Origin of the sequence: Burkholderia seminalis (assembly GCF_001718535.1) — a bacterium.
Lineage (GTDB): Bacteria > Pseudomonadota > Gammaproteobacteria > Burkholderiales > Burkholderiaceae > Burkholderia > Burkholderia seminalis.
Window position 1 is genome coordinate 2,261,303 of record NZ_CP013400.1, and the last position, 21,432, is coordinate 2,282,734.

A 21,432-nucleotide genomic window follows, 5' to 3' on the forward strand; every position below is an offset into this window, starting at 1 on the left:
CGCACGTGACCGGAAGCTTGTCCACAGATTATGTTGGCAAGCTTGTGGACAACCTTCCATTAACGACACCAAGCCCTTGATCGGAAAGGATTTGTCGGGCATGCGCGGCAAATGCGCCAGCCCGGGGCAGCCGCGCGCCCGTCGATCGTCGTGGACGATTCGTTTGATCCGCACACCCAGATTGACAACCAGTTGTCTATTTTGTAAAGTGGTTGTCAATTCATGATGCGAGCGGGAAATGACGAAATCCGAGAAATTGACCACCGTCGCGCTGTCCGTATTCCGCTTGAACGGGCTGCTGATCGAATGGGGCAACACCTTTTCCGGCCCGCACGGCCTGACCAGTGCACGCTGGCAGGTGCTGGGCGCGATCTCGATGGCGCCGGACGCGCCGACCATCCCGCAGATTGCCGATGCAATGGGCATCACGCGGCAAGCCGTGCTGAAACAGGTCAACGTGCTGACCGAAGAAGGGCTCGTCCTGTCATTGCCCAACCCGGCGCACAAGCGCTCCCCTTTGTATGCGCTGACGCCGCGCGGCGAAGCGGCCTATCGGGCCGTGGCCGAGCAGTGGCAGCAGCATGTCCGCGACATCGCCGGCGACTTCAGTGCGGCCGACCTCGATGCCGCCATTCGCGTGCTGTCGGCGATGTCCCGGGCGCACGGCCAGGACGGCCACGCGTAACCCCGCCAGCCCGCCACCTCACCAGGAATTCCCATGCCCCACTTCAAGCCGATGGATCCGGCCTTTCCGATCCAGCAACAGATCGCGATCGACGCGGAGCCGGTCGTTCTCGTCAACGTGTTCACCCTGGCACCCGCCGACGAAGCGGACTTTCTCGCCGCCTGGAAGGACGACGCGGCATTCATGAAGCAGCAGCCGGGGTTCATCTCGACCCAGTTGCATCGGGCACTCGGCGACAGTCCGACCTACCTGAACTACGCGATCTGGGCATCGACCGCTACGTTTCGCGCGGCCTTCACGCATCCGGCGTTCGTCGCCAAGCTGTCGGCCTATCCGTCGTCCGCCGTCGCCAGCCCGCACCTGTTCCAGAAAGTCGGTGTCGCCGGTATCTGCACCGCGTAAGTGCGCGTGCGTCACGTGGCAACGCGTGGCATCCGCCGGTATCGCTCCGGCCGATCGCGAACGCGGACTTCTCCACAGAAAATGTTGGCAAGCTTGTGGATATCCTGCGCACCGCGACGCTAAACCCTTGATCCGATGGACTTTGGCACGCGTGATGCAGACGAGGGCCGGGCGACGGCCGTCGCGCTCGCCACTTCGCCCCAGTTCGCATCACGACGCCACGACGATGCACGCAACGACCGCCGCATGCACGCCGGCCGGCTGCCGTGCCGGCCACTTACCCACAGATTGTGTTGGCAAGCTTGTGGATATCCTGAGCACGCATGCGCTAACCCGTTGATCGGCCTGAGGTTCGTGCGCGGGGTCACCGTTGCGGCAACGCGTGGCGCAAGCGTGCACGAACGATCCGGCACGACGGCTACGCTCAACCCGCGCCTTGACGCCCGCGCAGGTCACGCATCAAGATCATGCGAGCCGCACCACGACGCATCACCATCACTCCGAGGAAGACCATGGAACACTTCACCGCGTGGCAGTTGCTCGTCTCGCTCGTGCTCGTCGCCATCGTCGTCTATCCGTACGTCCGCATCGTCCGGCGCACCGGACATTCGGGCTGGTGGATCCTGACGATGTTCGTCCCGGTCCTGAACTTCATCATGTTGTGGGTATTCGCGTTTGCCCGCTGGCCCGCGGTCGACGATCGGCAGCGCTGACTATCGCGGCGACGGCCCGCGAGCTTGTCCACAGATTGTGTTGGCAAGCATGTGGATAGCCTGCGCATACCGCGACCAAGCGCTTGATCCGAAAGACTTTGTCCGCGCCGCCTCAAACGCGGCACGCAGCCGGCATATCGCCGGTTGCGTGCCCTCGCGCGGCGTGACGCGTCGCCACCGGCGCCGGCCGGCGCGCTTGTCCACAGATTGTGTTGGCAAGCGTGTGGACAGCCTGCGCATACCGCAGCCAAGCGCTTGATCCGAAAGACTTTGTCCGCGCCGCCTCAAACAGGGCACGGCCGCGCACGCCGCGCCGAACGCGGCCGCATGCGGGCTTGTCCACAGTTTTTGTTGGCAAGCATGTGGATATCCTGAGCATGCGCGACCTAAGTCGTTGATCGCACAACGTTTGGTCGCGCGGGTCACGACTGCGGCACGGCGTGCATGCGGATCGCGTCACGCTCGCCGCGCCGCCCGACTCAACCGAACGTCCGCGCCACGATTTGCGCGACCGACGCGATCACGCCGTCCTTCGCCCGCGCATCGGCTTGCGCCTGCGTGTAGTACACGACCAGCACGATGGGCGCGCCCGACGCCGGCCAGATGACGCCGGCATCGTTCGTCGTCCCGTAGTCGCCGGTGCCCGTCTTGTCGCCGACCGTCCACCCTGCCGGCACGCCTGCGCGGATCCGCTTGTCGCCGACCTTGTTGCCGCGCAGCCACGCGACAAGCTGCGCACGCTGCTCGGCCGGCAGCGCGTCGCCGAGCGTGAGCACGCGCATACTCGCCGCCATCGCGGCGGGCGTCGTCGTGTCGCGCGGGTCGCCCGGCAGCGCGGTATTCAGTTCGGTCTCCCATCGATCGAGCCGGAACGTGTCGTCGCCGATCGAGCGCGCGAACGCGGTCACGGCGGACGGGCCGCCGATCAGCTTCATCAGCAGGTTCGCGGCCGAGTTGTCGCTGTACTGGATCGCGGCCTCGCACAGCGCGGCAACCGTCATGCCCGAACCGACATGCTTCCCGGACACCGGCGAATAGTTGACGAGATCGGCCTTCGTGTACGTCACGCGCTGCTGCAGCCAACCCGGGCGATCGACGCTCTGCGCGAGCACCGCCGCGCTCAGCATCGCCTTGAAGGTGCTGCAGAACGGGAAACGCTCGTCCGGGCGATGCGCGATGACCCGGCCGCTCGCGGTGTCGATCGCGCACACGCCGAGACGGCCGCCCGCGTCGCGCTCGAGATCGGCCAGCGCCGCCGCGGCAGCGGCGGGCGCCACGGCGTCCGCAGCCGCCGCCGCGGCCACCGCTGCCGGATCGGCCGCGTCCGCCTTCGCGGCCTGCCGCGACGCGCACGCGGTGACGGTGAGGACGAGCGGCGCCGTCGCGGCGGCCAGCAACAGGGTTCGACGTTTCGATGAGTAGGTCATGTCGGTTGTCTCGGAGTGGAATGGCGGCGAATCGAGGTTGAAACGGCGGCGCCGAGACAGCACTATCGAGACTTTACGGTTAGCCGACAAGCAACGATAATTGAGCGCTGACAAAAGAAATTCTTATGACTAAGCTCCGCCCTCATCTTCCGCTCAATGCGTTGCGCGCGTTCGAATCGTCGGCGCGCCACCTGAACTTCACGCGCGCCGGCCTCGAGCTGAGCGTGACCCAGGCCGCGGTCAGCCAGCAGGTGCGCTCGCTCGAGGAGCGGCTCGGCTGCACGCTGTTCACGCGGCTGCCGCGGGGCCTCGGGCTCACCGACGAAGGGCGGGCGCTGCTGCCCGTGCTGAGCGATGCGTTCAGCCGCATCGAGACGGTGCTCAAGCAGTTCGACGGCGGGCGCTTCCGCGAGGTACTGACACTCGGCGTCGTCGGCACCTTTGCCCTAGGCTGGCTAATGCCGCGACTGAAGCAGTTCGGCGACACGCATCCGTTCGTCGAACTGCGGCTGCGCACCAACAACAACGTCGTCGATCTCGCCGCCGAGGGCCTCGATTTCGCGATCCGCTTCGGCGAAGGCAACTGGCCGGCGACGCGCAACGAACGGCTGCTCGATGCACCGCTCACCGCGTTGTGCGCGCCGGAGATCGCGCGGCGCCTCGCGCGGCCGGCCGATCTCGCGAACGAAACGCTGCTGCGCTCGTACCGCACCGACGAATGGCACGGCTGGTTCGACGCCGCGCAGCTCGAGCCGTGGACGGTCAACGGGCCCGTGTTCGATTCATCGCGGCTGATGGTCGAGGCCGCGATGCAGGGTGCGGGCATCGCACTCGCGCCGGCCTGCATGTTTGCACGCGAACTGCAGCTCGGCCTGCTCGCGCGACCGCTCGACATCGACGTGTGCGCGGGCGGTTACTGGCTCACGTCGCTGAAATCGAAACCGCTGACGCCCGCGATGACGCTCTTTCGCGACTGGATCGTGGCCGAGGCGGCCGACACGACACCGGACGCGTAACGCAACCGCCCTTGTCCACAGAAAGTGTTGGCAAGGATGTGGATATCCTGGGCACCCGGGACCTAAGCCCTTGATCGCGCACGAATTTGCGTTCCGACCCACACATCGGGCAGCCTTAGTGCACGCGCCTCGCGCGCATGCCGCATTCGGGCCCGATACTCAACCCATGCGACGCAATCGATGGCAAGTTGTCCACAGAATTTGTTGGCAAGCCTGTGGATATCCGCCGGATCCGGCGCGTAACATCTTGATACACAAGGGGATTCGATATCAGGACCTTGACCGGTCAATGGTGTGGCACCGCACCATCATTCGAACGGCCTCCCGGGCACACATCGGGAGCGCAGCGCACGTGCGGCCGAAGGCCGGCCGGTTCTCCACAGATTGTGTTGGCAAGCTTGTGGATATCCTGCGCACCGGGCGCCTAACTCATTGAGTGCACGGGGTTTTGTGCTTCATCCGCAGAATCGGGCAGCGCCGGCGCGGCCCGTGCGGCTCGCGTCGGCGCACGCCGTGGATCAATGCCGGTCGAGCCCGCCGCGCAATTCGCTGGCCTTGTCGCGCAACGCTTCGTAACCCGAACGCGCATGCTCGGGCAGGTCGGGATCGCCGATCAGCGCGCCGAGCGTTTCGATCAGGCTGAACAGGATGCCCTTCGCCGCGCCGACCGCGATGCTCTGCGATTCGATCGACTTGTGCAGGTGGTCGACCGCCGCCTCCAGGTTTTCGAGCTTGTGCTCGCCGTCGTCGGGCCGGTTGTCGGTCGTCATCGTCTACCTCCTCCATCGTTCAAGGGTCATGTCACGATTCTATGCCGCTGCGCACGAACGTGGCGCGACATCGCGCAACGTTCGTGCAGCACGGCGCTACAGCACCGCGACCACCTTCACCCGCCCCGGCTGCTCCGCCGCCGCGACGACCTGGCCGTCGACACGGCGGAACGTCAACGACACGGTTTCGTCGCCGACGCGCAGTGCGTCGATCCGCAGCCAGTCGACGCCCTCCGGCAGCGCCGGACGCTCGACGCGCACCTCGTGGCGCGTCGCGTCGATGCTCACACCGAGGCACGCCTGCAGCATCATGAATGGCGCACCGGCCGCCCAGGCCTGCGGCAGGCAGGCCACCGGATACGCGGTCGGCGGTTCGCCGCGCCGGCGCGGGAACCCGCAGAACAGCTCCGGCAAGCGCATCTCGAAGCTCACCGCCGCCTCGAACAGCGCGCGCAACAGATTCACCGCGGCCGTCTTGTCGCCGTAGCGCGCCAGGCCGCGCGCGATGAGCGCATTGTCGTGCGGCCATACCGACCCGTTGTGATAGGCCATCGGGTTGAAACGCGGCTGCCCGGCCGCGAGCGTGCGGATGCCCCACCCCGTCTGGAACAGCGTCGAGCCGAGCACGCCGGCCACCGCCGCGCCGCGCTCGGCATCGGGCAGCCCGAACGCGAGCAGGTGCCCCGCGTTCGATGCGAACACGCGGCACAGGTCGCCATGGCCGTCGAGCGCGATCCCGTAGAAATGGCCCTCGGGCATCCAGAACAACGCGTCGACCTGGTCGCGCAGCGCCTTCGCGCGCAACGCGTAGCGCGTCGCGTCGGCCGCGTGGCCGCGCCGGTGCGAGCACGCCGACATCGCATCGAGCGCCGCGCACGCATAGGCCTGCACTTCGACGAGCGCGATCGGCCCGTCGGGAAAACGGCCGTCCGCATGGAACACCGAATCGTGGCTGTCCTTCCAGCCCTGGTTCGCGAGGCCGCGCTCCGACGTGCGCTGGTAATCGAGCAGTCCGTAGGGATTGCGGTCGCACTTGTCGATCACCCATTGCGCGGCGCGCTCGAGCGCGGGCCACAGCTCGTCGATCAGCGCATCGTCGCCGGTGCGTTCGACATAGGCGCCGGCCAGCACGATGAACAGCGGCGTCGTGTCGACACCGCCGTAGTACAGCGCGAACGGCACTTCGCCCGTCGCGGCCATCTCGCTGCGGCGGAACTCGTGCATGATCTTGCCGGGCTCCGCGTCGCGGAAGGCGGAGGTTTCACGCGCCTGGTGCTCGGCAAGAAAACGCAGCACGCCGCGCGCGAGCGACGGCTGCAGCCACAGCATCTGCAACGACGTGATCACCGCGTCGCGGCCGAACGGCGTCGAGAACCACGGAATGCCCGCATACGGGTAGGGCCCCGTATCGAGCTGCGTCGTCAGCAGCCCGAGATCCGCGAGCGAACGATCGAGCCACGCGTCGAACAGCGGATTGCCGGTGTTCACGCGCGCCATCGACTCGCGCCGCGCACGCATCTCGCGATGCACGCCGACGAGCGCGGTGCGCAGCGCGACGCGGCCGCACCCGGGCCCTTCGCCGTGCGCCGGGCCGAGCGTCGCATCGACGGTCAGGTAGATCGACACGCAGGCCTGCGCGGCGATCGTCAGCGTGTAGTCGGCACGATCGACCGACAGCGCGTCGGGCGCCGGCGAGAAATGCACGGTCACGTTGCGCTCGACGCGGTCGAGGCCGTCGTAGCGCAGCCGCACCGCGCCGGCATCGACGCGCGGAGCAACGACCGTGCCGCGCTTCGGGCGCTGCGTGCCGCGCACCTCGAACATGTCCTTGAAATCGGCCGCGAACGACAGCGACAGCGGCACCTCGGCCTCGCTCGCGCCGTAGTTCGTCAGCGTCAGCGCTTCGTAAAGCACGTCGCCCGCGAGCACGCGCATCCGCTCGATATGGATCACGCCCTCGGGCGTCTCGTGGCCGCCGAGCGGCGGCAGCGGGCGGTTCGTCAGGTGCGCGGTGAACGACGCGTTGTCGGCGCTCGTCGCGCCCGACAGCAGCGACGGCGCGCGGCCGCCGAACGTCAGGCGCCACGTCGACAGCACGCGCATGTCGTCGACGAACAGGCCGTCGTCATGCCCGCCGATGTCGCCGAGCGCGTCGCTCACCACGAACGCGTCGCCGGATTTCAGCACGTACTGGTTGTTGCGCGCGAGCGCCTGCGGATCGGCTTCGGGCGCGATGAAGGCGGGGCCCGACGCGGCGGTCGGGGCGACGGGCGCGACTTGCGGCGCCTGCGTCGTCGTGGCTTCGGCGTGATTCGGCATCGATGCTCCTGTGTCGAGGCGCAACGCGCGGCGCGCGTCGCGTGTTTCGCACAGGATAGGCCAGAACGGGGCACGTGCGCAGCGACGAAACGGCCGCGGCGCCCGCGACGTTGCCGTCGTCGCGGGCGCCGCGTGCGGGCACGTCAGTTGCCGGTCAGAACTTCCACAGGATGTTGCCGAGGATCGCGTTGTCGCGCACGCCGCTGCCATACTGGCCGCTGTACGTGAGGCCGAGCGTCAGGCGCTTCGTGATGTTCGCGTCGATGCCGGCTTCGAGCACCGCGCTGTCGCGCGCGATCGGCACGCCCGACACCTGGAACGACGTGCCGCCGTTCGCGAACGTGAACGCCGACGACGGCCGCACGTTGCCGAACGCGTGGCGCCAGCCGACCGTCCCGCGCGCGGTGAACGTGCCGCTCCCGATCGCGCCGAGTTGCGACGCCGCGCGCAGGCCGAGCGTCGAGAAGCCGACGTGGGTCGTCTCGCCGCCGGCGCGCAATGCGGACGCGCCCCCGGTTTCCGTATAGCCGTCGGTATGCAGGTTCACATACGCGAGGCCCGCGAACGGTTCGATCGCGACGGGCCCGACCGGCAGCGCGTAGCCGACTTCGCCGAACACCTGCGCCGAATTCGCGTTGTAACCGGCCGAGTCGTGATCCGAGAAACCCGCGAAGCCGGGATAACGGTCGCTGTTGATCCGGTACCACGTGTACGACGCGCCGCCGCGCACGCCGAGCGCGCCGTACTGCGCGCCGCCATACAGCGACAGGTAGTAGCTGTTCACGGCCGCCGACGAGCTCTGGTCGTTGTCGAGCGAGCTGTGCGTGACGCCTGCCGCCAGGCCCGCACGCCACTTGTCGTTGAGTGCCATGTCGGCGCCGGCGATGAAGCCCGTCATGCTGCGGTTGATCGTCGACGCGTTGCCGTCGCCGGTGAGCCGGCTGCGGCCGCCGAATGCCTGCCCCCAGACGACCGGCTGATAAGGCGTGCCGCCGTAGCAGCCCTCGCGCGAACCGATCCGGCGTTCCAGCGGCAGCATCGGGTCGACCGCGCCGGCCGTGTTGTCGCCGCACAGCGCGGCGCCGCCCGACGACAGCGCGGCAAGCGGCCCCGCCCCGGGCGCGAGGCCCTGGCGGACACGATCGGTCACCGCGTCGCGCACATAACGGCTGTCGAACAGCAGCATGCTCTTCAGGCTCGCCTGCAGTTCGCCGTCGAGCAGCCCGTACGCGCGCCGCGCGGTGGGCGCGTCGGTCGTCAGCACCGCGTCGTACAGCGGGTTGCCGGCCCCGAGCCCGCCGAGCGCGGCCGCGACCGAACGCTGGTTCGGCGTCGTCGCGACGTCGGGCAGCGACGTGCCGTTCTCGACGAGCCGCAGGTACACGTGGCCCGGATCGTAACTGAGCGTCGGCATCAGGAACGCGTAGTTCGCGCTCACCTGGCTGAAGGTGCCCTGCACGCCCGACGCCGCCGTGAGGATCGTGTAGGTCGTGCTCGGCTGGTAGCCGCTCTGGTTCGCGATCACCTGCACGGTGCCGCCGTTCAGCGTCGCCGTGCCGCCCGCCGCGAGACTGCCGCTTTGTTGCGGCGCCGCCGCGACCTGGAACGTCGAACCCGGCTGGAACGTGACGTTGCCGCCCACGTTCAGCGCCGCGCCCGGCTGCGAGGCGGCCGCCGTCGCGCCGCCCTGCACCACGAGGCCGCCGACCGTGCCGGTGCCCGTCAGCGTCGCGCCGCTCTGCACGGTGACGTTCGACTGGCCGAGCGAACCGTTGACGGCAAGCGTGCCCGCGCTGACCGTGGTCGGGCCGCTCAGCGTGTTCGTGCCCGTCAGCGTCAGTTGCCCGCTGCCGGCCTGCGTCAGCGAACCGGTGCCGGACAGCACGCTCGCGATCGTCACGTTGCCGGATTGATTGACGACCAGCGCCCCGTTGTCGACGACGTTGCCGGCCACGCTGCCCGACGTGCCGCCGTTGCCGAGCTGCAGCGTGCCGCCGGCCGCGATCGTGGTGCCGCCCGTGTACGTGTTGCCGCCGGTCAGCACCTGCGTGCCGCTCGCCACCGTCACGCCGCCCGAGCCGCCGATCGTGCCGCCGAACGTGCTGTTGCCGCTGCCGTTCAACGTCAGCGCGTTGCTGCCGAGGTTCACGTTCGTGCCGGCCGCGCCCGACAGCGCGCCGACCGTCTGCGCGCCCGATGCGCCGCTCGCGTCGAACGTCGCACCCGCGCCGGCGAGATTCACCGCGCCCGTCGATGCGAGGCTGCCGCCCGCACCGAGTGCGAGTGTGCTGCCTGCGTTGATCGTCGTGCCACCGGTGTACGTGTTCGCGCCCGTCAGCGTTTGCGTGCCCGCACCGGCCACCGTCACGCCGCCTGCGCCGCCGATGGTCCCGCCGAACGTGCCGCTCGCGCCGCCGTTCAGTGTCAGCGCATTCGTGCCGAGCGTCACGTTCGTGCCGGCCGCGCCGGTCAGCCTGCCGATCGTCTGCGCGCCTGTCGCGCCGCTCGCGTCGAACGTCGCACCCGCGCCGGCGAGATTCACCGCACCGGTCGATGCGAGACTGCCGCCCGCGCCGAGCGCCAGCGTGCTGCCGCCGTTGATCGTCGTGCCGCCCGTGTAGGTGTTGGCGCCCGTCAGCGTCTGTGTGCCGGTGCCGGCGAAGGTCACGCCGCCCGTGCCGCCGATCGCACCGCCGAACGTGTTGTTGCCGCCGCCGTTCAGCGTCAGCGCATTCACGCCGAGGTTCACGTTCGTGCCGGCCGCGCCGGTCAGCGCGCCAATCGTCTGCGCGCCCGATGCGCCGCTCAGGTTGAACGTTGCACCTGCGCCCGCGAGATTCACCGTGCTGCCCGATGCGAGACTGCCGCCCGCACCCAGCGCCAACGTGCTGCCGCCGTTGATCGTCGTGCCACCCGTGTAGGTGTTCGCGCCCGTCAACGTCTGTGTGCCGGTGCCCGCGAGCGTCAGGCCGCCCGTGCCGCCGATCGTGCCGCCGAACGTGCCGTTGCCGCTGCCGTTCAACGTCAGCGCGTTCGCGCCGAGGCTCACGTTCGTGCCGGCCGCGCCGGTCAACGTGCCGATCGTCTGCGCGCCCGACGCGCCGCTCAGGTTGAACGTCGCGCCGGTGCCTGCCAGATTCACCGAGCCGGTCGATGCGAGGCTGCCGCCCGTGCCGAGCGCCAGCGTGCTGCCGCCGTTGATCGTCGTGCCACCGGTGTACGTGTTCGCGCCCGTCAGCGTCTGCGTGCCCGTCCCGGCCAGCGTCACGCTGCCCGTGCCGCCGATCGCGCCGCCGAACGTGCTGTTGCCGCTGCCGTTCAGCGTCAGCGCGTTCGCGCCGAGCGTCACGTTCGTGCCAGTTGCACCGGCCAGCGAGCCGATCGTCTGCGCGCCCGATGCGCCGCTCAGGTTGAACGTCGCGCCCGTGCCGGCGAGGTTGACCGCGCCGGTCGATGCGAGACTGCCGCCCGCCCCCAGCGCCAGCGTGCTGCCGCCGTTGATCGTCGTGCCGCCCGTATACGTGTTCGCGCCCGTCAGCGTCTGCGTGCCCGTCCCGGCCAGCGTCACGCCGCCCGTGCCGCCGATCGTGCCGCCAAACGTGTTGTTGCCGCTGCCGTTCAGCGTCAGCGCATTCGCGCCGAGCGTCACGTTCGTGCCGGTCGTACCGGTCAGCGCCCCGAGCGTTTGTGCGCCCGTCGCGCCGCTCACGTCGAACGTGGCCCCCGTGCCCGCGAGATTCACCGCACTGCCCGATACGAGACTGCCGCCCGCCCCCAGCGCCAGCGTGCTGCCGCCGTTGATCGTCGTGCCGCCCGTATAGGTGTTCGCCCCCGTCAGCGTCTGCGTACCGGTACCGGCGAACGTCACGCCGCCCGTCCCGCCGATCGTGCCGCCAAACGTGTTGTTGCCGCTGCCGTTCAGCGTCAGCGCATTCGCGCCGAGACTCACGATGGTGCCGGCCACACCGGTGAGCGGACCAACCATCTGCGCGCCCGATGCGCCGCTCAGATTGAACGTCGCACCCGTGCCCGCGAGGTTCACGGCACCCGTTGCCGCGAGACTGCCGCCTGCGCCGAGTGCGAGTGTGCTGCCGCCGTTGATGGTCGTGCCGCCCGTGTACGTGTTCGCGCCCGTCAGCGTCTGTGTGCCGATGCCAGCGAGCGTCACGCCGCCCGTGCCGCCGATCGCACCGCCGAACGTGCTGTTGCCGCTGCCGTTCAGCGTCAGCGCATTCCCGCCGAGATTCACGTTCGTGCCGGTCGTGCCGGTCAGCGCCCCGAGCGTTTGTGCGCCCGTCGCGCCGCTCACGTCGAACGCGGCCCCCGTGCCCGCGAGATTCACCGTGCTGCCCGCCGCGAGGCTGCCGCCCGCGCCGAGTGCGAGCGTGCTGCCGCCGTCGATCGTCGTGCCGCCCGTGTACGTGTTCGCCCCCGTCAGCGTTTGCGTGCCGGAGCCGGCGAAGGTCACGCTGCCGGTGCCGCCGATCGCACCGCCGAACGTGTTGTTGCCGCTGCCGTTCAGCGTCAGCGCATTCGCGCCGAGGCTCACGTTCGTGCCGGCCGCGCCGGTCAGCGCGCCGATCGTCTGCGCGCCCGTCGCACCGCTCACATCGAACGTCGCACCCGGGGCTGCAAGATTCACGCCCCCCGTCGCCGCGAGGCTGCCGCCCGCGCCGAGTGCGAGCGTGCTGCCGCCGCCGATCGTCGTGCCGCCCGTGTAGGTATTCGCACCCGTCAGCGTTTGCGTGCCCGCGCCGGCCAGCGTCAGGCCGCCGGTGCCGCCGATCGCGCCGCCGAACGTGTGGTTGCCCGCCCCGTTCAGCGTCAACCCGTTGCCGCCCAGGTTCACGTTCGTGCCGGCCGCACCGGTCAATGCGCCGATCGTCTGCGCGCCCGTCGCGCCGCCCAGGTTGAACGTCGCGCCCGCGCTGGCCAGATTCACCGTGCCGGTCGACGCCAGGCTGCCGCCCGCCCCGAGTGCGAGTGTGCTGCCGCCGTTGATGGTCGTGCCGCCCGTATAGGTGTTTGCGCCCGTCAACGTCTGCGTGCCGGTGCCGGACAGCGTCACGCCGCCCGTGCCGCCGATCACGCCGCCGAACGTGCCGCTGGCGGTGCCGCCCAGCGTCAGCGCGTTACCACCGAGGTTGAGGTGGGTCCCCGCGACGCCCGACAGTGCGCCGAGCGTTTGCGCGCCCGTCGCGGCGCTCAGATCGAGCGTCGCGCCGGCACCCGCGAGGTTCATCGCGCCGGCCGACGCGAGGCTGCCGCCCGCGCCCACCGCCAACGTGCCGGCGTTGATCGTCGTGCCGCCCGTATAGGTGTTCGCGCCGGTCAGGGTCGTCGTCGCCGCACCGTCCTTCACGAGCGCACCCGCGCCGGAAATCGTGCCGCTCAGCCCGAGCGCATTGCTGCCGCCGAGCGTCAGCGTCGCACCCGTGCCGAGATCGATCGTGTTGGCCACCGACAGGTTCGCATTCGTGTCGAGCGTCGCCGCGCCGCCGACGCTCAGCGCGCCCGTGCCGAGCGCCGTGTTGTTGCCGAGCACCAGGCCGCCGCTGTCGAGGTTCGTGCCGCCCGAATAGGTGCTCGCGCCGTTCAGCGTCTGCGTACCGGTGCCGGCGAGCGTCAGGCTGCCGGTGCCGCCGATCGCGCCGCTGAACGTGCCGCTCGCGGTGCCGCCCAGCGTCAGGGCGTTGCCGCCGAGATTGAGGTTCGTTCCCGTGACACCCGACAGCGCGCCGAGCGTCTGCCCGCCCGTCGCGGCGCTCAAGTCCAGCGTCGCGCCGGCATTCGCGAGGTTCATCGCGCCGGTCGATGCGAGACTGCCGCCCGCACCGACCGCCAGCGTGCCGGCATTGATCGTCGTGCCGCCCGTGTACGTGTTCGCGCCGGTCAGCGTCGTGGTCGCCGCGCCGTTCTTCACGAGGCTGCCCGCACCGGAAATCGCGCCGCCCAGCGTGAGGGTGTTGCTGCCGCCCAGCGTGAGTGCCGCGCCCGCGCCGAGGTTGACTGCGTTGCCGACCGACAGGCTCGCGTTCGTGTCGAGCGTCGCCGCACCGCCGACATTCAGCGTGCCGGAGCCGAGCGCCCCGTTGTTGCCGAGGACGAGGCTGCCGCTGTTCAGGTTCGTGCCGCCGGAGTATGCATTCGCGCCGTTCAGCGTCTGCGTGCCGGTGCCCGACAGCGTCAGACTGCCGGTGCCGCCGATCACGCCGCCGAACGTGCCGCTGGCGGTGCCGCCCAGCGTCAGCGCACTGCTGCCGAGACTCACGCTCGTGCCGACGCCGCCCGACAGTGCGCCGATCGACTGTGCACCGCCCGCGCTGATGTCGAGCGTGGCGCCCGGATTGACCAGGTTCACCGCGCCCGTCGACGACAGGCTGCCGCCCGCGCCGATCGCCAGCGTGCCGGCGTTGATCGTCGTGCCGCCCGTATAGGTATTCGCGCCGGTCAGGGTCGTCGTCGCCGCACCGTCCTTCACGAGCGCCCCCGTGCCGGAAATCGCGCCGCTCAGCCCGAGCGCGTTGCTGCCGCCAAGCGTCAGCGTCGCACCCGTGCCGAGATCGATCGCGTTGGCCACCGACAGGTTCGCATTCGTGTCGAGCGTCGCCGCGCCGCCGACGCTCAGCGCGCCCGTGCCGAGCGCCGTGTTGTTGCCGAGCACCAGGCCGCCGGCGTTCAGCGTCGTGCCGCCCGTGTAGGTGTTCGCGCCGGAAAGCGTCGTGGTCGCCGCACCGTTCTTCACGAGACCGCCGCCGCCCGAAATCGTGCCGCCCAGACCGAGCGACGTGCTGCCGCCGAGCGTCAGCGTGGTGCCCGTCGCGATGTTAACGCCGTTCGCCAGCGATACGCTGGCGGTCGCATCGAGCGACGACGAGCCGTTCACGTTCACCGCACCGCTGCCGAGCGCCGTATTGCTGCCGACGACAACGTTGCCGCCGTTCAGGTTGGTGCCGCCCGTGTACACGTTCGTGCCCGTCAGCGATTGCGTGCCCGTACCCGACAGCGTCACGCTGCCCGCACCGCCGATCGTGCCGGCATAGGTTGCATTGATGCTGCCGTTGAGCGTCAGCGAATTGCCGCCGAGGTTCACGCTCGTCCCGGCCGCCCCCGCCAGCGCGCCGATCGTCCGCGCGCCCGAGGCGCCGCTCACGTCGAGCGCCGCGCCCGCCCCGGTCAGGCTGACCGTCCCGGTCGACGCCAGGCTGCCGGCGCCGCTCAGCGCAAGCGTGCCGCCGTTGATGGTCGTGTCGCCCGTGTACGTGTTCACGCCGGTCAGCGTCGTGGTCGCCGCGCCGTTCTTCACGAGGCTGCCGTTTCCGTTGATCGCGCCGGCCAGCCCGAGATCGTTGCTGCCGCCGACCGTCAGCGCCGCACCGTTGGCGAGATTCACCGTATTGCTGAGCGTCACGTTCGCGCTCGTGTCGAGCGACGCCGATGCGTTGACGTTCAGCGCGCCCGTGCCGAGCGCCGCGTTGTTGCCGAGCACCAGGCCGCCGGCGTTCAGGTTCGTGCCGCCCGCATAGGTGTTCGCGCCCGACAGCGTCAGCGTGCCGCCATCGTTCTTCGTCAGCGCGCCGGCACCCGACACCGTGCCCGACAGCGCGAGCCCGGTCGCGCCCTGCACCGTCAGCCCGCCCGCACCGAGCGTCACGTTGTTGGAGACGTCGAGCCCCGCCGCACCTGCCTGCAGCGCGCCGCCGGTGGCCGTGACGTTACCGGTGCCGAGCGATCCATTGTTGTTGATGATCGCGACGCCGCCCGCCAGCGTCGCGTCCTGCGCGGTCGACGCGCCGTTGATCGTCCAGTTACCGTTCTGGACGTTCAGGTGATTGAAGTTGATGTAGTTGTTGGCCGCGATCGTGCCGTTCGCGCTGGTGCCCTGCTGCAGGTTGAGCGTGTTGTTGCCGCCCGCGCCGCCATCGACGACACCCGTCGCCGCGACGCCGATCGTGACCGGGCCGACGGTGATGTTGAACGCGCCGCCGGTGCCGCCCGCCGTGTTGACCGACGAGCCCGTCACGGCATTGAACGTATTGTTGCTGTTCGCGCCCATCGACACGCCGCCGTTGATCGTGCCCGAGTTGGTAAACGTGTTGCCCTGCCCGGGAGTGCCGTTCGTGCCGAGCGACACGCGGCCGTTGATCGTGCCGCTGTTCGACATGTTGACCGTGCCGCCGCCGTACGCGGCGACCACGGGCGCATCCGCGCCGGAGAGGGTCGCGCCGACCAGCGGATTGGACCCGATCGTGCCGGTGTTCGTGATGGTCGACGTCCCGCCCGTGCCGTTCTGGACCGACAGCGCCATGCCCGTCACGCCGCTGATCGCCACGCCGGTCGTGCCGTTCATCGTGCCGTTGTTGGTGACGGTCGTGTTGCTCGCGGACGCATTGCCGACCACCGCGCCGCTCGACAGCACGCCGAGCCCCGAACCGAGCGCGGACGGGTCGATCGTGCCGTTGTTGGTCAGCGTGTTGTTGTTGCCCGTCAGCGACAACGCGGTACCGCCGACGCCGAGCAGCACGCCCACGCTCGCGCCCGGGTTGACCGTCGCGTGCAGGTTGTTCGCGCTGTTCGCATAACTGGGCGCCAGCGGATTCGCGACGCCGGAGCAGGTCACCGTCGTGCCCGCCGTGCTGCAGACCGCATGGGCAGGCACGATACCCGCGCCGGACAATGCCAGGAAAACGCCCGTGGGCAACAGCAGTCTCGGAAACGGCTCACCGGCTTTTTTCGAACGCGCAAGGTTCATGCTTTCCCTCGTTTTTAGCTTTGGTTTTTGATATGGGTATTGTGGTATTTCGGCCGCACCGGACGGCGCGCAGCAGAAAATCACGGACAAAAGCGTCCGCCCCGGCGGTCGCGATGTGACGTCGGTTTATTCATGGCTGATTTTCAATCAGCCCGGATTCGGGATTGCAGACGCAAGACTAGTCGAATGACATGATGGCGGCCCCTGTTTATCTGCAGCGACTTTCTGGTTTATTTGATTACTACCCTGCTTTTGTCAGACAAGGCTATATCAAACTCAAACCGTTTTCCAGTCGATGTTTACCCATCAGATCAAGGGATAGCGAGCCTGTATTTTTTACCCACCGCAAGATGTCCGGCGACGACGTTACGCATGTTTTTCGTCTTTCCGATTTGATTTTTCGCAAAAATAACGGAATCACCGCATCAGTGAAAACGCTGATGCGCAACTTCGATTCAAGGTATATGAATTCCGCAGCGCAGTATTTTAATTATCGAAATTGTAGAACTGAAAATCAGCGCTTACTTAACAATCAAATAAACCCCTGATTTTCAGGCAACCGGCCAAATTGCTTCGATTTTCGCCCCTGCGTTCAAACTGCAATGCGAATCGTTATCGCTTGCCACGCGGCGAATACATCCCGTGCCGGGGGGAGAGAAAAGGACAGGAAAACCGGAAGAAAAAACGGAACCGCGTGCACCCGAAGCGTTCGCCCCGCGGCGCGCGCGTTACGAAAACAGGCTCATCAGATAAAGCATCGGCCGGAACGACCGCGGCTGCGCGTCGGGATTCGCCCACAGCCGCACCGCATACATCGCGTAAGCCGGCACCTCGCGCCAGCTCGAATAGACATCGCGCCACTGGAAGCGATGCGGATACGCGGCGGAGATGTTCGCGCGCGCGATGCCGACGCGCTCGAACGCGAGCCTCGCCCGCGCGAGGTGATAGTACTGGCTGACGATCAGCACGCGCGACACGTGGTGCGCCTGCATGTAAGCGAGCGTGTGTCGCGCGGTCGCGAGCGTGTTGTCGCCCTGGTCGTCGACGGCGATCCGGTCGGCCGGCACGCCGCGCGCGACGAGATAGTCGCGCATGGCCGTCGCCTCGTTCAGCCCGGGACCGTCGATCGCGCCGCTGACCAGGAACGCCGGGCACTGCCCCGCGCGGTAACAGCGCACGCCGACATCGAGCCGGGCCGCGAGCACGGGCTTCGGCGCGCCCGTCTCGTCGAGTGCGTTGCCGAAGATCACGGCGACATCGGCCGGTTCGCCCGGCATGCGCATCCCGTACGCGACGATCGCAATGGCCGCCGCGCCCCAGAGGCACGCAAACACGGCCAGCAGGCGGCCCGCTCGTGCCGCAAGGCTCCGTCTGGTTCGATATTTCAAGGTGGTCGGTCTCTCGGGTCGTCAGGTGTATCGGCCGTTTCGGACAGCCCGGCCCTGGATGGGCGCAACGCGCCGGCACGACACGCTCGCGCATGGCCGCACGGCGAACCGATGCCGGACGATCAGCGGCCGGTCGGCACGATGACCGGCGATACGCGCCGGCAACAGGGAGATCGAAAGAATGTGACGGTCCGCACCGCGCAACGATGCCCGGGCGCCCCTGGCCCGGCTCAATCGACCGGACACATCGACAGCCGCCCCATCGCCTCGCCGGCGCCGCGCACCGCGCAGGTGGCCGGTTCGTCGGCAATCCGCGCGACCAGCCCCGTCTCGTCGTACAGCAGGCGTTCGAGGTCGGCGAGCAACGCGCCGCCGCCCGTCAGCACCACGCCGCGATGCGCAATGTCGGTCACGAGTTCGGCCGGCGCGTTTTCCAGCACCGACTTCACCGCGCCGATCACCTGCTTGAGCGGCGCGGCCAGCGCATCCGCGACGTCATGGTTGGACAGCTCGACCGAGCGCGGCAGGCCGTCGCCGATGCCGCGCCCGACCGCGCGCGTCGACGTGCGCGGCACCGCGCTGGTGGCCGAGCCGATCGTCTTCTTCACGTGCTCGGCCGTCTGCTCGCCGAGCAGCACGCCATACAGGTTACGGACATGATTGACGATCGCCGCGTCGAACTGGCTGCCGCCCACGCGGATCGCCTCGCGGTAGACGATGCCGCCGAGCGCGATCACCGCGACTTCGGTCGTCCCGCCGCCGATGTCGATGACCATCGAGCCGACCGGCTCGGTGACCGGCAGGCCGGCGCCGAGCCCGGCCGCAAGCGACTCCTCGATCAGTTCGACGTCCGATACGCCGGCCGCGAACGCGGCTTCGCGGATCGCGCGGCGCTCGACCGCCGTCGCGTCGGACGGCACGCACAGCGTGACCTCGACACGGCGGCCGAAGCGCGACCGGGTGCGCGACATGTCGATGAAGCTGCGGATCATCTGTTCGGCCGCGTGCGCGTCGGCGATCACGCCATGGCGCATCGGCCGCACGGCTTCGAGATGCCCCGGTTCGCGGCCGAGCAGCGCCTTCGCGAGTTCGCCGACGGCCTCGAGCGTCGGCCGCGCGTCGGTCGCGCCGCCCTTGCGGAAGCAGACGACCGACGGCTGGTTCAGTACCACACCGCGCTCGTGCGTATAAATCCGCGTACTCGCCGTTCCAGGGTCGATCGCAACGGGTTGCGCAAACAACTTTCCGAACAGCGGTGTCGACATATCAAACCTTTGTGAGCGAACGGGCCGGGACAGCCGCGCCGCATTGTCGCGGCGCGTGCGTGCCGCCCCATCACGAGCTTAGCGGCAAATCGTTCCGATACTTTAGGCAATTCCGATGATTTTTTCGCGGCGAATTTGCCGAAAATGACACTTCGCGGGCATCGGACTCCGAAACGGCCGCTCGCGTTGCGCCTGTAAAACACGGTAATCTCTCGGTCTTGCCTGCTCCCGGCAGGCCTCAGACGCCCGATCACGCCAGGTATTTCCACCATGACAGCGACCGTTTCCTCCCGCTGGGCGCGGGTGCGCCCGCTCTGCACGACGCTCGTCGCCTTCTGGTGCTGCACGGTCGCCGCGCAGCCGCTGCCGGCCACCGAACCCGCCGCCGCCCCGACCGTTACCGCTGCCGCGGGCGCACCGGCGGCGCTGCCCACCGCGCCCGCCGCGCCCGCTACGCCCGCGAACGCCTGCACGGCCGACGGCGGCCCGGCTGGCCGCCCGTCGGTCGGCCTCGTGCTGTCCGGCGGCGGCGCGCGCGGCTACGCGCACCTCGGCGTGCTCAAGGTGCTGGAAGACAACCGGATCCCGATCGACTGCATCGCGGGCACCAGCATGGGCGCCGTGGTCGGCGGCCTGTATGCGAGCGGGATGGCGGCCGGCGAGATGCAGAAGCGGCTGTCGGAGGTCAACCTCGCGGACATCGCGTTCGACGTGACGGACCGCGCGGACCTGCCGCAAACCAGCCGGGAAGACGAACGGCTGTACATCAACGGGCTGACGCTCGGCTTCGGCAAGAAAGGCGTGAAGGCGCCGGTCGGCCTCGTGCAGGGCAACCGGCTGCAGGCGCTGCTCGCGAACTGGACGGCCGCCGTGCCGACCAACCAGCCGTTCGACCGCCTGCCGATCCCGTACCGCGCGGTCGCCACCGACCTGCAGACGGGCCAGATGGTCGTGCTCGACCACGGCTCGCTGCCGCTCGCGATCCGCGCGAGCATGGCGATGCCGGGTCTGTTCGCACCGGCCGAGATCAACGGGCGCGCGCTCGTGGACGGCGGGCTCGTCAGCAACCTGCCCGTCGACACCGCGCGGCAGATGGGTGCGAACGTCGTGATCGCCGTCGACATCGGCTCGCAACTGCGCCCGCTCGACGCGCTTGCGTCGCCCGCCGACGTGATGCAGCAGATGGTGGGCATCCTGATCCGCCAGAACGTGACCGCGCAGCGCAAGCAGCTCGACACGCACGACGTGCTGCTCACGCCCGATCTCGGCGGGCTCGCGTTTACCGATTTCCAGAACGCGAAGCAGGCGATCGCCGCCGGCGCCGCCGCCGCGACCGCCGCGCTGCCGAAACTGCGGCGTTTCGCGCTCACGCCGGAGCAGTACGCCGCCTACCGGTCCGCGCACGCACAGCCGCTGCCGCCGCCGATTCGGATCACGCGCATCGACATCCAGACCAGCGGCGGCGTGCCGAAGCGGGTCGTCAGCAACGCGCTGCACGTGAAGCCCGGCGACACCTACGATCCGCAGACCGTCAGCCAGGACCTGCTCGGCCTCACGACGGGCGGCAATTTCGAGAGCGTCACGCAGCAGATCGTGAGCCACGGCGACGACAACGTGCTCGAGATCAACGCGCGCGAGAAGTACTGGGGGCCGAATTTCCTGCTGTTCGGGCTCGGCATGTCGAGCAGTTCGACCGACGAGGGCGGCTTCCGCCTGCACGTCGGCTACCGGCGGCCGTGGCTCACCGAATCGGGGCTGGAATTCCGCGCCGATACGACGATCGGCAGCGACCTGCAGTCGGCGCGCGTCGAATTCCGCCAGCCGCTGTCGATGGCGTACGGCGTCTACCTGTCGCCGTACGCGGAGTATCAGCGCCGCTACGCGAACCTGTACGACGACACCGGCGACGTGAAGATCACGCAGTACCTGATGCAGACGGCGCGCGCCGGGATCGATTTCGGCCTGCCGATCGCGCGGCTCGGCGATTTCCGGATCGGCATCGGTTACGTGACCGGGCACGGCTCGCCGACCTACAACCTGCCGTTCGACGACGGCAGCGGCCAGAACCTGCTGTGGCCGAGCTTCACGTCCCAGGCGCTGACCGCGCGCGCGCGGTTCGTCATCGATCAGCTCGACGATCCGATGTTCCCCCGCAAGGGCTACTTCGGCGAACTGCGCGTCGAACGCTCGCTGGTGTCGCGCAACGGCCGCTCGGCATCGGCATTCGACGACGGGATCAACAACGCGCCGTACACCGAGATCTACGGCAAGGCGATGATCGCGCAGCAGTTCGGGCGGCACAGCGTCAGCGCGACGATCGAGGGCGGCAAGAGCATCGGCGGCACCAACCTGATCAACGCGTTCAACTTCACGCTCGGCGGCTTCCAGCACCTGTCCGCGTATGCGGCCGACCAGCTGAACGGCAACGAGCTCGCGTACGGTCAGATCACCTACATGAACCAGTTGATGACGTTCAACGCGTCGCCGATCAAGGCGCTGTCGGTCGGCGCCAGCGCGGAAGTCGGCAACGTCTGGTCGAGCGGCCAGCAAATCGGCGGCGGTGCGCTCAAGCAGAGCTATACGTTCTTCACGAGTCTGTCGACCGCGTTCGGGCCCGTCTATATCGGCGTGGCGCTCGCCCCCGGCGGCCGCCGCAACTTCTACCTGCAGCTCGGCCGCACATACTGAGCGCGCG

General features: G+C 68.8%; 11 protein-coding genes. 5 read left to right on the top strand and 6 right to left on the bottom strand.

The window, feature by feature from the left end; all coding sequences use genetic code 11:
- The first annotated feature begins 238 nt into the window (after nucleotides 1-238).
- The 3 genes from WJ12_RS30700 (at nucleotide 239) to WJ12_RS30710 (ending at nucleotide 1,800) form a co-directional block, all read left to right on the top strand.
- A complete protein-coding gene (locus tag WJ12_RS30700) occupies nucleotides 239-685 on the top strand; it encodes a MarR family winged helix-turn-helix transcriptional regulator (RefSeq protein ID WP_059556827.1) in 447 nt (148 codons plus the stop codon).
- A 33-nt stretch (nucleotides 686-718) separates the two neighbouring features.
- Nucleotides 719-1,087, top strand: coding sequence for an antibiotic biosynthesis monooxygenase family protein (locus WJ12_RS30705; RefSeq protein ID WP_034189338.1), 369 nt, complete (start codon nucleotides 719-721; stop codon nucleotides 1,085-1,087).
- Nucleotides 1,088-1,599: 512 nt separating this feature from the next.
- A complete protein-coding gene (locus WJ12_RS30710) occupies nucleotides 1,600-1,800 on the top strand; it encodes a DUF805 domain-containing protein (RefSeq protein ID WP_034189337.1) in 201 nt (66 codons plus the stop codon).
- Nucleotides 1,801-2,279: 479 nt separating this feature from the next.
- Here WJ12_RS30710 and blaPEN-bcc read toward each other — a convergent pair whose 3' ends face one another.
- Nucleotides 2,280-3,227, bottom strand: a complete 948-nt coding sequence (gene blaPEN-bcc, locus WJ12_RS30715) for a PEN family class A beta-lactamase, Bcc-type (RefSeq protein ID WP_059556828.1) — start codon at nucleotides 3,225-3,227, stop codon at nucleotides 2,280-2,282.
- Between the two features lie 125 nt (nucleotides 3,228-3,352).
- On the opposite strand from blaPEN-bcc, the gene penR reads away from it, so the two are divergent.
- Nucleotides 3,353-4,243 carry a beta-lactamase transcriptional regulator PenR gene (gene penR, locus WJ12_RS30720; protein ID WP_034189335.1) on the top strand — a complete coding sequence of 297 codons (891 nt, stop codon included), beginning with the start codon at nucleotides 3,353-3,355 and terminating at the stop codon, nucleotides 4,241-4,243.
- Between the two features lie 518 nt (nucleotides 4,244-4,761).
- On the opposite strand, the gene WJ12_RS30725 is transcribed toward penR, so the two are convergent.
- The 5 genes from WJ12_RS30725 to mreB form a co-directional block, all read right to left on the bottom strand.
- The gene (locus WJ12_RS30725) at nucleotides 4,762-5,013 is read right to left on the bottom strand and encodes a hypothetical protein (RefSeq protein WP_006482135.1); all 252 of its coding nucleotides are present in this window, start codon (nucleotides 5,011-5,013) and stop codon (nucleotides 4,762-4,764) included.
- A gap of 96 nt (nucleotides 5,014-5,109) precedes the next feature.
- Nucleotides 5,110-7,332 carry an amylo-alpha-1,6-glucosidase gene (locus tag WJ12_RS30730; protein WP_034189334.1) on the bottom strand — a complete coding sequence of 741 codons (2,223 nt, stop codon included), beginning with the start codon at nucleotides 7,330-7,332 and terminating at the stop codon, nucleotides 5,110-5,112.
- 154 nt (nucleotides 7,333-7,486) lie between these two features.
- The gene (locus WJ12_RS30735) at nucleotides 7,487-16,084 is read right to left on the bottom strand and encodes an autotransporter-associated beta strand repeat-containing protein (protein WP_059556829.1); all 8,598 of its coding nucleotides are present in this window, start codon (nucleotides 16,082-16,084) and stop codon (nucleotides 7,487-7,489) included.
- A gap of 728 nt (nucleotides 16,085-16,812) precedes the next feature.
- Entirely contained in the window at nucleotides 16,813-17,472 is a 660-nt protein-coding gene (locus WJ12_RS30740; protein WP_059556830.1) for a YdcF family protein, read from the bottom strand.
- A gap of 230 nt (nucleotides 17,473-17,702) precedes the next feature.
- Nucleotides 17,703-18,737: a rod shape-determining protein gene (gene mreB / locus WJ12_RS30745; RefSeq protein WP_034189331.1), complete on the bottom strand. Its 1,035-nt coding sequence runs from the start codon at nucleotides 18,735-18,737 to the stop codon at nucleotides 17,703-17,705.
- Nucleotides 18,738-19,007: 270 nt separating this feature from the next.
- Here mreB and WJ12_RS30750 point away from each other — a divergent pair, with 270 nt between their 5' ends.
- Nucleotides 19,008-21,425, top strand: coding sequence for a patatin-like phospholipase family protein (locus WJ12_RS30750; RefSeq protein WP_059556831.1), 2,418 nt, complete (start codon nucleotides 19,008-19,010; stop codon nucleotides 21,423-21,425).
- The last annotated feature ends 7 nt before the right edge of the window (nucleotides 21,426-21,432 follow it).

What these genes read in the sequence shown, in the direction of transcription:
- WJ12_RS30700 (WP_059556827.1), top strand. Translation starts at nt 239, where the DNA reads ATGACGAAATCCGAGAAATTGACCACCGTCGCGCTGTCCGTATTCCGC.
- WJ12_RS30705 (WP_034189338.1), top strand. Translation starts at nt 719, where the DNA reads ATGCCCCACTTCAAGCCGATGGATCCGGCCTTTCCGATCCAGCAACAG.
- WJ12_RS30710 (WP_034189337.1), top strand. Translation starts at nt 1,600, where the DNA reads ATGGAACACTTCACCGCGTGGCAGTTGCTCGTCTCGCTCGTGCTCGTC.
- blaPEN-bcc (WP_059556828.1), bottom strand. Translation starts at nt 3,227, where the DNA reads ATGACCTACTCATCGAAACGTCGAACCCTGTTGCTGGCCGCCGCGACG.
- penR (WP_034189335.1), top strand. Translation starts at nt 3,353, where the DNA reads ATGACTAAGCTCCGCCCTCATCTTCCGCTCAATGCGTTGCGCGCGTTC.
- WJ12_RS30725 (WP_006482135.1), bottom strand. Translation starts at nt 5,013, where the DNA reads ATGACGACCGACAACCGGCCCGACGACGGCGAGCACAAGCTCGAAAAC.
- WJ12_RS30730 (WP_034189334.1), bottom strand. Translation starts at nt 7,332, where the DNA reads ATGCCGAATCACGCCGAAGCCACGACGACGCAGGCGCCGCAAGTCGCG.
- WJ12_RS30735 (WP_059556829.1), bottom strand. Translation starts at nt 16,084, where the DNA reads ATGAACCTTGCGCGTTCGAAAAAAGCCGGTGAGCCGTTTCCGAGACTG.
- mreB (WP_034189331.1), bottom strand. Translation starts at nt 18,737, where the DNA reads ATGTCGACACCGCTGTTCGGAAAGTTGTTTGCGCAACCCGTTGCGATC.
- WJ12_RS30750 (WP_059556831.1), top strand. Translation starts at nt 19,008, where the DNA reads ATGACAGCGACCGTTTCCTCCCGCTGGGCGCGGGTGCGCCCGCTCTGC.